Below are 11,899 nucleotides of genomic sequence, written 5' to 3'. Positions count from 1 at the left end.
TATGAAAACATTCCATTACATAAAACTTGTAATTCATTCATAGTTCAAATATGGTATAAATATCTTTAGGTAATCTAATTAAAAGAAGGTTTTTTCGTGAAAAAAAATGTTTTCATCACCTTTTCTGCTGCTGTATTAGGTGCAGGGTTATTTTCTTTATTGCATATTCCGGTCGCCTTTTTGCTTGGTGCATTGACTGCTGTAATGATTGGAAGCCGGCTCAGCAGGATTCCATTTTACTGGCCAGCCGCTTTTCGGGACGCCGGGATCATTATTGTCGGCTACAGCATCGGCCTTTCTTTTACAAAGGAAGCGGTTTTGCTTATCCTCCAGAAGCTGCCTTTTATTTTTCTCATTACGGTTTGCCTGATTCTCTTTAGTGCTCTTTCCGCGCTTCTCATTGCGAAATTAATGTGCATCGACTATCCAACAGTGCTGATTGGAAGTATTCCGGGAGGTCTTTCACAAATGATTCTTCTGGCAGAGGAAGTCAAAGGAATCGATATCACAGTCGTTACCTTTATGCAGGTTGCTAGACTGACTATGATTATCTTCATTATCCCTGTTCTGGTTTTCGGACCATGGATGAACATGGAAGTCAGTTCTGAATTTACAGCCGCTGTTCCTTTATGGAGGGATTTATTCCCTGATATTTTTCTTTTTGCGCTTGTTTCCTTTGCCGGCATTATCCTAAGCAAACGCATGAAGCTTCCGACCGCATACCTTCTCGGTCCAATTATGGGAACAGCTGCCCTTGTCATTTCCGGCATAAATGGGCCTCAGCTCCCCTCGTCTGTTTTGGATTTATCACAGCTATTAATAGGAGCCCATATCGGCATGATGATGAAGCCTGAAAAGCTGGATAATAAGGTTAAAACGATTTCACTTGCTGCATTAAGCGGCCTGCTTCTCATGGTGTGTTCGGTTCTGCTCAGTTTTTGGGTTATGTACGCTTTTCACCTTTCCCCTGCCACCGGATTACTGAGCCTTGCGCCGGGAGGGATGGATCAAATGGCCATCATCGCACATGAAACCGGGGCCGACCTGGCCATTGTAACAGGGTATCAGCTTTTTCGCTTATTCTTTATATTCTTTGTAGTGCCTCCGTTTTTAAAATGGATCTTTTTGAAGTATAAGAGAATGGGATCATTAAGCAAATAAAGAAGGGACTGCAAGCTGCAGCCCCTTCTTTATTTCTATTATTCTAGTTAATGACAATGGCCTGTGACCCCATTAGCTCCCAGGCTTCTATAAATTGCTGTCTAGGCACCTTTTTATTTTTAGTGCCATACGGATCGTTAATATAGATATTTTCCTCATCATACCCTGTTATAGCTACACTATGCATCTGGAAGGTCACATCGACCGGCCCTCCCGGAGTCTTCCATGTTTCGAAAGATGCGGCGGGTGACAGGCTTGCGGTTGTAATGATCCAGACCGGCGACCCTTTCGCTATTTTTTCAAGCAGCACATCGAACGGCTTGCCAGTCAGATTCTCAGCCCGATCAGGAAAGTACTTTTTCGTGAGTTCGAAAATCGGCCCCTGATAAACTCCCAGTCCCGGGCCATCTTCCATATTGCCGACAAAGCCTTCATTAGGATTTCCGTATTCGCCTCCGCTATATCTGAGCGGCACCCGATTAACTTCCTGTGCTAAGTCATTTTTAGATACTTTGATGCCTTCATAGCTTATAATCATTGCCAAACTGGTAATCTCACAACCATTATATAAACGCGGGTGATCCATTTGGTTGTACAATGGCACATCCAGAAGCACCGATTTCTTCATAATTTCCTGCTTCACTTGTGGTTCATGCTGTGCATCCGCGTGCGGAACAGCTGTATAATAAATTTCATTTTCATTTGAGTGTTCATTGCTCCCCATCTTTATGCTTCCCACAGTCAGAGACAATCCAACCCCTGCTGCTATAGACATTGCGATAATTCTATTACCCAATTGATTAAACTCCCTCTTCAATTCGCTGTTTTTATAATATTCTAGTTTGCTAAACTCCCCCACCATTGTGCCATACCCGCCGGGATATGACAAATCGCCTGATGATTGGCAAATTTTTTATGATTTTTGTCAAAATGACGCTTGTTTGCTTTTTTCTGATGAATATCGTCTTGTTTTGATAGCTTTTGTCATGCGGCAGGAAACAGAGGGATAGCATGCTGAATAGGTTAAGTAGAATTTGATTCGGAACCCGCTTCCGAATGATTCAGAATCTTTTTTGGAAAGGGCTGAGTTAAATGGATACGCAATATATGAAGGCTTATACAATTAAAGAGGTTTCGAAAATGCTGAATGTGCCTCCGGGGACCTTAAGGCAATGGGAAAAGGATTTGAACGGACTTTTGCTGATTCCCAGATCCAAACAGGGAGCCCGTTTTTATACTGACCATGAAATTGCATTGCTTGAAAAAGTAAAGCAAATGCGCGATAAAAACCTGAGCAAGGAAATGATCCGGGAATTAATGCAAAAACATATGGATTATGCTTCAGAAACGATTGCACCTGCAAATGAAACTGCTTTGGCGTCAATAGAACCGGAAACAGCATTACATAAAGAACATGAGCCAGTCATGGATGCTGAACAGTTCATGGCTATCATGGAAAATTTCAGAGACAGCTTACTTACAGATGTCAGAAATGAGATTCGCAGCGGCGTTCGAAAGGAAGTATTAGAAGAAGTGAAAAAAGAGATTAGCAAAGGATCTTTGCATACCGTCAAAAGCCTGTCGGATTCAATCTACAAATCAGGCGAAAAAACGAAAGCGGAAATTGAATCACTGACAGCGAGGATTGAGCAGACATCAGAAGATACTTCCGAAGCATTCGGAACTCTTTCGAAAAGGGTTGCGAAGAGTTCGAAACGTACTTCCGATCAAATTCATCATTTGACAAACAAACTGACAGAATCCTCGGAAGCATCTTCCGAAGAATTCAAAACCATGATCCATTACATCTCCTCTTCTGCCGAGGTGACCAGCACCGAAATCAGCTCGCTGATCGAAACGTTAAATACGGACAGGGAAATTTATATCGAAACCATTAATAAAGAGCGGGAGCAATATTGGCATGAAGTAAAGCAGCGGGAAGATGTTTTTCAGGATATGATTGTTTCCTTCCGAAGCGCGGCCGCCGCAGAGGAATCTGAAAAAAAATGGTGGAAGTTTTGGAAATAGGATAGGTGTATATTTGAAAAGAACCAGGAGAGCAGCATTCCCTGGTTCTAGTTTTGCCTTCTGGCCAGGTCCTTCCTATTGGGTGAACCTGGCGGCTGTTCCAGCCACTTGTGTTTGATCATAATGTCTGCTCCGTCCTTTGCAAACTGGGCGATTTCAAGAGAAAGACGTTCATAATTCAGGATTAAATCACTTCTTTGGCTTGCGGAAGCTGCTGCGGCATAGTTTCCTGATCCCAATGTACTCAGAAACGCCATCAGCTGCATCATCAGCCGTTCCGAGAATGGTGATTCATCCCTTCCCTTTACAGCATAATCAGCGGAATTAGGGGCTTGTATATCATTATCAAGCAATGTTGCACTAAGAACTTTCACATGTTTTTTTGAGATGTCCCTGCCCCGTTCCATATAGCTGATAATCTCTTTTGATTTGGCAGCCTGTGAGAAGCTGAGAGCGAGCATGGTTCCCACCATGTTGGTTTCCACATTAAAGGATAAATGGGCAATCTCAATCGCATTTAGTGGCCGCGGCTTCTTTAAAGGATTTAAACCGCTTAAATAGCTTTTATCATCAATCATGTCTGTTTCCGCCGGAATATCTATGAATGGCCTTCTCAGATAAATACCCTTCTCTAAGGCAATATCCGTTGCTTTTTCAAATAATTCGACGGTTTGATCGATGCATTTAATAAAGTATGCTCTAATATCTTTCCTGGCACACATGCCCAAAGAGCTGCCATACGCAACAAGACCGGATTTGGCCATCTGCATAATAAATTCAAGCATGAATGTATCTGTGTATAACTTTTGAGCATTGAGATTAACGTCATTAGCTGAAAAGCCTCTTGGTATTGGAAACTTTTCATTTTGGAAAAAGTCAGTCAAAAACTTGATATGGCCATCCGATAATTGACGGGCGAATTCAATTACAGGTTTTATTTCGTTATCTTCCACGGTCTTAACAAAATAATCCAGAAGAGGCAATGACATGCTGTCATTTAAGTAACCTGTCCATAAAACTGCCATTTCACCTGATGTCAAATGAACCTTGTTTTCTTTCATCCAAATCCCCCTATTTATCGTTACTTTTTATCATTTCCTCATTTCAGGGGATTATGAAAAAAGACTCCCTGTTTGGGGAGCCTTCATGTTCACTCTGATATAGAACCGGGTTTAATATTTTTCCCGTAAAAAATCTCGTCCATCTCTGTTGTGAGCCGCTCAGTAATCTCTTCGGCCTCATTGGGATCAAGCGTGTCCTTGGTGTATCCAAATAAATAATTATCCAAATCGAAATCCCTTATTTTACATTTGGTATGAAAGGTGTGTGCCTGATAAATATTTACGTCGATCATATCAAAATCCTCTTTTGCTTCATCAGGAATATAATTCTGAATCGAACTGATATCATGGTCGATATAGAGTTTTTTCCCGTCCTTGTCCCGTGTAAATCCCCTGACTCTGTAATCAATGGTCATGATGTCTGTATCAAAGGAATGGATCAGGTAATTAAGGGCTTTTAGCGGGGAAATTTCTCCGCAGGTGGATACATCTATATCAGCCCTGAATGTGCTGATTCCTTCGTCAGGATGATATTCAGGATAGGTATGGACGGTAATATGGCTTTTATCCAGCTGCATGACTACGTTATCCGGCAGCGGTCCGGGAGATTCATCATATGATTCAGCCGGTACCTCCACTACTGGCCCTTCAGATACAAGGACCGTCACACTTGCACCTTGTGGCACATAATCCTGCTGTGCCACATTCAGGACATGTGCACCAATAATATCGGAAACATTCGTAAGTATTTTTGTGAGCCGCTCCGCGCTATATTCCTCATCAATATAATCTATATAGGCTTCACGCTCTTCCCTTGTCCTCGTATAACAAATATCATACATATTAAAGCTGAGTGATTTTGTCAGATTATTAAATCCATGGAGTTCAATTCTTTGTTCCGGTGTTAGTTTCAACATGCTTCCCCCTTTGCAGCTCATCTGTTCATTTTCATTTTTATAATTATGTTACCCAAACTTTTCACTTAAAAACGGAAAATATCGAATCACGGTTAAAGTGACAGGCAAACAGGGTAGAAAAATAAGGAAAGCCGCAATGTTTTGCATTTCCAGATTTTTAGATCTTATAATGAATGGGCATACCTTTGATATTGGGTTTAAAGGTGCATGGGAGGAGATTATTTGAGGAAGGTTTTATTTATACTTATCCTGTTATTTCTCGGTTTCGCTTTTTCACAGCCTGATGAAAAATCAGCAGATGATTCTAAGTCAGGAACTGTAATGGATAATATAAAAACAGATATTCAGCTTTTTAAAGACAATAAGGACCTCCAGAATGTAATAATTGGAGTTATGGAGGAGGCGCAAAACTGGGCAGATCAATTACTCCTGACAATCGGGCAATATACCGGGGAAAGAAATTCTCCTGAAGATAAAGCCGAAAAACCTGTTTTGGAAGCCCCTGAGGAACAAACCTTTTCTATTCATAACATAGAAATAGGTGAGGATAAGGCTGAAATCGAAAAGAATCTCGGTCCCTCCATCCGTATCTCTGCGAATGAATATGGAACAGACTGGCATGCCTATCATGATCACTATCAAAATTTCGTCATGGTCGCTTATGACAAGCAGGAAAAAGCAGCGGGCATCTATACAAATCAGGATCTGATTTCTTCCACAAAAGAGATTGCCTACGGGACGCCAAAGTCATCCGTGGCGGAGCAGCTTGGAAAGCCGCTGGACAGAATGAGAAAAGACTTGGTCATCTTTCAGCTTGAAGAAAATCGCGATTATGACTTATACGAAGTGGATGGGAATTACGTAACCATTTTTTATGATAAGCATCGTGACAATACGGTCACATCCATTCAAATAATCAGCAAATCACTTGAAAAGCAAAAAGAATCCTTTTATGCAAATACCAGCAGTGTTTTGAAAGAAGGATTTGAATGGCAGCTTTTCGATATTACCAATGCCGAGAGAGTAAACCATGGAGTGCCCGTTCTGGAGTGGGATGATACTGTTAAGGAAACGGCGCGTAAGCACAGCAGCGATATGGCAGAGAACAATTATTTTGACCATACCAATCTGCAGGGCCTCTCCCCTTTTGACAGAATGCAGGCGGATGAAGTTTCATTTATGTTAGCCGGGGAAAACCTTGCCTCCGGTCAATTCAGCAGTATATTTGCTCACGAAGGATTAATGAATTCACTCGGCCACCGCAAAAATATTCTGCGTGCGGATTATGAATTTTTGGGTGTCGGTGTCGCTTTTAATTCAAAATCACAGCCTTATTATACGGAAAATTTTTATGCCAACTAAAAGCTCCTGCTTCTGCCGGAGCTTTTTCTCTTGTTAAATGCACATCCCCCTCTTTTGTGCATACCCTATATCAGCCTATCTAAAATTTATAGGGGCGGTGGTGAGACAGTATGGCAGTTGTGAAGGCACGCGAACAGGATATAGATTTACTGGCCCGCCTTCTGCGGGCAGAGGCTGAAGGGGAAGGCCAGCAGGGCATGTTGATGGTGGGAAATGTAGGGATTAACCGAATCAGGGGAAATTGTTCTGATTTCAAAGGAATTCGCACTATACCACAAATGATTTACCAGCCGCATGCTTTTGAAGCTGTCCAAAAAGGCTATTTTTATCAGCGGGCTAGGGAAGTGGAAAGAAGACTCGCACAAAGGGCTGTAAGGGGTGAGCGTATCTGGCCATCCAAATTTGCACTATGGTATTTCCGGCCTCCCGGCGAATGTCCGCCTACATGGTACAATCAGCCCTTAGTTGGAAGATTTAAACTGCATTGCTTTTACGAGCCTACAGCGGAGGAATGCGAGAATATTTATAATACATTTTAAAAAAATCCCTGCCATTTGGATACTGGCGGGGATTTTTCTTGTCATTATATTTCCTGATCTTTCAAAATGCCTTTTTTCACGTAATCAATTATTTTCCCTGCTTCATCAAACGCTCTTTTTCTCGCATAAGGATGCTGCTTCCATTGCTCTTTACCGGTTGAACCATCATTAGAACATACGAGAGAATAGTTAATCCAATTCGGCATATACGTCAATAATGTCAAGTGAAGTCTCCTCATATGAAATGGAGCTGTTACAACGATGATATTGGAGATGTTCTCGAGCCCGCACATCCGGTCCATAACCAGCATGGAGGCAAGAACATTTTCTTTTGTATGAAGAGATTTATTTTCAATGAAGAGGTCATTTGGAGGAATTCCGTACAATTTGGCTTTTTTCATTAACATTTCTGCTTCAGTCATTTCATTGCCCGGCCATTTTACACCACCTGACAAAAGCAGCTTTTTTGCCCTTCCTTCCTCATAAAGCCTGATCGCTTCTGGCAATCGATATTCTGCTGCTTTGCTGCTTCCAGGCACAAAAATTAAATCACCTTTTTGCTGATTATCCTCAATCCCCTCATATAGCAGCTTGGAAACATCATCCTCATTTAAATGGCTGGGGCTGAATTCCGAGATTTTCACAAAATGTCCCCCTTTCGTACCCAGCTTATATACTTCCTGTATTATACTATTCTTCCGGGACAAGAGCTCTCCTTATATATGCCTATTCAAAAAGAAAAAGCAGCGGAAATCCGCTGCTTTTGTTTAGAATGTTTTCGCTTTGTCTTTTGCACGGGCAATGGCATCAGCTTTGATTTCTTCCGCTTTATCAGGCATTGCGTTGTGCCCTTCCACAAACAGACCCTCGAATGAAGGAACACCGAAGAATTGCATTAATACTGTTAAGTAGCGGTGACCCATTTCCATCTCTGCAGCAGGCCCTTCGGAATAGATGCCCCCACGAGCCTGGATGTGAATCGCTTTTTTGTCAGTTAATAACCCGATTGGGCCTTCAGCTGTATACTTAAATGTCTTGCCGGCTACAGCCACTGAATCAAGATACGCCTTCATTACTGGAGGGAACGAGAAGTTCCAAAGCGGTGTAACAAACACATATTTATCAGCTGCAACAAACTGCTCGCTTAGTTCGGATAAGCGGCCTACTTTTGTCTTTTCATCATCAGACAGTTCCTCAAAACCCTTGCCTGATTGAAGCTTGCCCCATCCGCTGAATACATCTACATCAATTGCCGGGATATGTTCCTTGTATAAATCAATATGGACAATTTCATCATTTGGATTGGCTTCCTTGTATGAATCAATAAATGATTTTCCTGCTGCCATGCTGTATGACACCTTATCATCATGAGGGTGTGCTGTAATGTATAAAACCTGAGCCATAATTTTATCACCTTTCCATTTTTGAGTTTTCAACTTAGTTTGAATCAGAAGTAAAATATGTATTCATCCTGCAGTATGATCATTTTTATTCTTAATCCGAGATAATCATATTCAAAAGAAAAAAGATTTTCAAATGATTTGCTCATCTATTTTTTATTACCCAAAAGAGATGAATGATAATCCATAAAAAAAAGACCCTAATCGGGTCCTTAGTTATCCTTGTTCTTTAGGTGAATACGGGTTGGTTCCGATGTTTTTTCTCATTTCATCTGTTAGTTCAAAAGGAATGCTTGAAGTTACTTCACCGTCTGTTTCGTAGTTCATTTGTACGCTTCCATCATAATGAAATGGTTTGTTTTCCATGCTAAGGTCACCTCTAATTTTATTGTTTTTATTATATTATATACTAAAAAGGACCTATTTTTTCAGAAAAATAAAAATTATTTATTTATTTTCCTGTACCTATTGTTCCCGAATATACCCTGGTTTATTTATTGATAATAAAAAAGCATTATTCCCACGCGGAAATAATGCTCATATATATCAAGGTGTTTTTTTCTTAATTTCGACAAGCTTAATTCTGTTGTCTACAATTGATTTTATTTCAAAATGCAGATGATGGTATTCGAATGTTTCCCCTTCTTCAGGAAAATGACCCAGTTCTTTTAGTAAAAATCCTGCAAGGATGTCTTCCTCTTCGGGGATTTTTGTTTTAAAGACTTCATTGATTCTGCGGATTGCCAGTTTGCCGTGAACAATAATGTGGTTTTCCGTTAATTCGTCGATCAGCACTTCCGCATTTTCATCCGTTTCATCTTCAATTTCCTGGCCAAGCATCGCTTCAAGAATATCCTCATGTGTGATGATGCCTTTAGTCCCGCCGTATTCATCAAGAACAATGGCAAGGTGCTTCCTTTCTTTCATCATCATTTTGAATACCTTGTCAATGCTATGAAATTCATATACAAATAAAGGCTCTAAATCAGTGAAATCCTTTAGGGACTTCTCAGGCTGATTGGACCAGGAGAGCAATACCTTAGCATGGAAAACCCCAACAATATTATCCATATTATCTTTATACACCGGATACCTTGTAAAACGATTATCCAACACTATATTCTTTGCTTCTTCTATCGTTGCTTCATATGGAATTCCCTCAATCTCCATTCGCGGCGTTTTTAGCGCATCGCTGACATCTAAATTATAAAAATCAATGATCCCTTTAATTCGCTGTGTTTCTTCTTCATGGAAGGTTCCTTCGCTTGTAGCTATATCAACCATGGTAATGAGTTCTTCCTTAGATACTGATACTGAATCCACATTATTTTTAGAAAGAAATTTAATAATTACCCTCGTGAATCTGGATATTAGAAAAGTGACCGGCTTTAAAATCAGCATAAGAATTCGAATGACCGGAAATACAAGATAAGCAATTTTGTCGGCAAAGCTTGCTGCGATGGACTTTGGCAGAACTTCCGCAAATAAAATTAATGCTACAGTCAGAATTCCCGTTGCCACCCCTACATTGAAATCATAATCAAGCGCAATTATGGTAACCAGTGTAGGCAGCATAATATTAGCAATATTATTGCCAATCAATATGGATGTAATCATCTCATCAGGCTTTGACACCACATCCAAAATTCTTTGTGCTTTCTTATCATTATTATCTGCTCTGGATTTTAATTTCATTTTGTTAACAGCAGTTAAGGCAGTCTCACTTCCCGACAGGAAAAAGGACATGAACATAAAAAACAAAATAGCAATGAACAAAGTTGATTTCCTCCAATATTAATCCATTTTTAATTGTTTTTACCCCATTGACATCCGAAAAAACGGAGCTGGGCAATTTTGTCTGCTAAACCATCATTATAAAGTAATTGAAATCATATCGAAAATTTAAAGCATTTATTCAATCTGCTCTTTTCATTTGCTTTCAATAAAGTGAAACTTCAATCAGTGGGGGCTTTATCCCCCGCTGATTGTTAGTTGAACCAATCGGGCCTTACGGGCAGTTGACCCCCACTTATCCTTCTTTGATTCAACTAAGTCTTGAAGTTGGGGTCTTACTGCCCGTTAGACTGCGATAAAATAACTCTCTTTGTCCATAATAAGCATGATTAAGTAACTTGAAGGAAGATGAGAAGGATATGCGCAAGCTGATTTTGCTGCTTTGCTGCTTCCTGCTTATTATCCCGTCAGATGCATGGGGAGATACGGCAGAAAACCATTTGCAGGCAGCTTTTATACGAAATGGCTATTTGTGGATCAAGACCGGAGCGGCTGAAGAACAGATTACTGCTGAACCTGGAAAATTCACAAATACGCCAAAGTGGTCTTATGATGGCCAATGGCTCCTATATGAAAAAAATTGGCAGGAACCACATTCGCCTGATATGGAAAACAGCACAGAGATATGGGTATACAATGTAAAGTCAAAGAAGCATAAAAGGATTTTTCAAGGAGGCGGGAATGCCAAATGGGCACCTTCCGATTACAGGATAGCTTTCACCAGCAACGGAGTCTTAAACATATCGGATATGAATCAATTCTATAATATCGCTTTAGGAGTAGATGATTATAATTGGTATCCTGACGGAAAAGGATTTATTTTATCTTCAAGCGCCGACTTAAAGCCAGACGGCTGGACCAGCCCCATTCTATATAAAATTCCGCTGCCGGAACGACTTGGGGATATGAATTTAACTCAGCATGTGAAACCGATCTTTACTATACCTAAGGAAATAGGCAACGGCAAGGCATCCATTATGTCTATAAACGCTACCACATTGGAATTCTCACCAGACGGTAAATGGATTTCTTTCATAGTAAGTCCAACTGCATCACTGGCCATGGACAGTGATATGGTTTGTGTCATTTCTTCTGATGGGAAGAATTTTGAAGTTCTTGATGAGATGATCCTTCATCTGGACGTTCCTAAGTGGGCGCCGGGAAGGAATTTATTGGGCTACATTGCGGGCGGGGGCAGAATTGTCATGGGCTTCAAAAACAAAAAATTGAAGGTGGCTGAATTGCCAGCTTTTAAAACCTTGAACCTTACCCCTGCTAAATTTGCGGAAATGGGCTTTACTTGGGTGGATAATGAAAGGCTCGTAGCTTCACGCGTGGATGAAAGTGAATGGTCAAACGATCCGCAAAGACGGCCCGAACCAACACTATGTCTGATTCAGCTCAACAAGGCCCAGCAGACGAGAATCACTTATCCCAAAAATTCAATTGGCGATTATAACCCTCTTTATATAAAGACGGCCGGCAAATTAACTTGGGTCAGAAAAAAGCTTGCCGGGCAAAAAGGAGACATATGGGTTGCTGAGCTTAGTGGGAAAAATGCGAAGGTATGGGCAAAGGATGTTGAACAATATTCATTTTATGAAAACAGTGGTCAAAAAAGCGGTTCCTAAATGGAA

General features: G+C 40.8%; 12 protein-coding genes. 5 read left to right on the top strand and 7 right to left on the bottom strand.

Translation table 11 applies throughout. The features are described from left to right. Positions 1 to 96: 96 nt before the first annotated feature. Positions 97 to 1,161: an AbrB family transcriptional regulator gene (locus tag AC3WTL_RS04835; RefSeq protein WP_492369135.1), complete on the top strand. Its 1,065-nt coding sequence runs from the start codon at positions 97 to 99 to the stop codon at positions 1,159 to 1,161. Positions 1,162 to 1,204: 43 nt separating this feature from the next. On the opposite strand, the gene AC3WTL_RS04830 is transcribed toward AC3WTL_RS04835, so the two are convergent. After that, entirely contained in the window at positions 1,205 to 1,957 is a 753-nt protein-coding gene (locus AC3WTL_RS04830; protein WP_492369134.1) for a C39 family peptidase, read from the bottom strand. A 296-nt stretch (positions 1,958 to 2,253) separates the two neighbouring features. Here AC3WTL_RS04830 and AC3WTL_RS04825 point away from each other — a divergent pair, with 296 nt between their 5' ends. After that, positions 2,254 to 3,189, top strand: a complete 936-nt coding sequence (locus AC3WTL_RS04825; RefSeq protein ID WP_492369133.1) for a MerR family transcriptional regulator — start codon at positions 2,254 to 2,256, stop codon at positions 3,187 to 3,189. A 47-nt stretch (positions 3,190 to 3,236) separates the two neighbouring features. Here AC3WTL_RS04825 and AC3WTL_RS04820 read toward each other — a convergent pair whose 3' ends face one another. Continuing rightward, positions 3,237 to 4,250 carry a DUF3231 family protein gene (locus AC3WTL_RS04820; RefSeq protein WP_492369132.1) on the bottom strand — a complete coding sequence of 338 codons (1,014 nt, stop codon included), beginning with the start codon at positions 4,248 to 4,250 and terminating at the stop codon, positions 3,237 to 3,239. A gap of 89 nt (positions 4,251 to 4,339) precedes the next feature. Beyond that, positions 4,340 to 5,164, bottom strand: a complete 825-nt coding sequence (gene speD / locus AC3WTL_RS04815) for an adenosylmethionine decarboxylase (RefSeq protein ID WP_346769931.1) — start codon at positions 5,162 to 5,164, stop codon at positions 4,340 to 4,342. A gap of 225 nt (positions 5,165 to 5,389) precedes the next feature. On the opposite strand from speD, the gene AC3WTL_RS04810 reads away from it, so the two are divergent. Next, positions 5,390 to 6,529, top strand: coding sequence for a CAP domain-containing protein (locus tag AC3WTL_RS04810; protein WP_492369131.1), 1,140 nt, complete (start codon positions 5,390 to 5,392; stop codon positions 6,527 to 6,529). 110 nt (positions 6,530 to 6,639) lie between these two features. Then, on the top strand, positions 6,640 to 7,068 hold the full coding sequence (locus AC3WTL_RS04805; protein WP_404359289.1) for a cell wall hydrolase: 429 nt from the start codon (positions 6,640 to 6,642) through the stop codon (positions 7,066 to 7,068). A gap of 44 nt (positions 7,069 to 7,112) precedes the next feature. Here the strand turns inward: AC3WTL_RS04805 and AC3WTL_RS04800 are convergent, their stop codons facing one another. From AC3WTL_RS04800 to AC3WTL_RS04785, 4 genes are all read right to left on the bottom strand, one after another. After that, positions 7,113 to 7,712 (bottom strand): YdcF family protein, encoded by a 600-nt coding sequence (locus AC3WTL_RS04800; protein ID WP_492369130.1) that lies wholly within the window; start codon positions 7,710 to 7,712, stop codon positions 7,113 to 7,115. A gap of 123 nt (positions 7,713 to 7,835) precedes the next feature. Then, the gene (locus tag AC3WTL_RS04795) at positions 7,836 to 8,471 is read right to left on the bottom strand and encodes an FMN-dependent NADH-azoreductase (RefSeq protein ID WP_492369129.1); all 636 of its coding nucleotides are present in this window, start codon (positions 8,469 to 8,471) and stop codon (positions 7,836 to 7,838) included. A gap of 213 nt (positions 8,472 to 8,684) precedes the next feature. Next, positions 8,685 to 8,834 (bottom strand): hypothetical protein, encoded by a 150-nt coding sequence (locus AC3WTL_RS04790; RefSeq protein WP_492369128.1) that lies wholly within the window; start codon positions 8,832 to 8,834, stop codon positions 8,685 to 8,687. Between the two features lie 180 nt (positions 8,835 to 9,014). Next, entirely contained in the window at positions 9,015 to 10,244 is a 1,230-nt protein-coding gene (locus tag AC3WTL_RS04785; protein ID WP_492369127.1) for a CNNM domain-containing protein, read from the bottom strand. 377 nt (positions 10,245 to 10,621) lie between these two features. On the opposite strand from AC3WTL_RS04785, the gene AC3WTL_RS04780 reads away from it, so the two are divergent. Continuing rightward, a complete protein-coding gene (locus tag AC3WTL_RS04780) occupies positions 10,622 to 11,893 on the top strand; it encodes a TolB family protein (protein ID WP_492369126.1) in 1,272 nt (423 codons plus the stop codon). Positions 11,894 to 11,899 lie beyond the last annotated feature (6 nt).

Source organism: Cytobacillus sp. EB106-05-05-XG126, from assembly GCF_058791715.1.
This window is presented reverse-complemented; position numbering and strand designations above follow the sequence as displayed.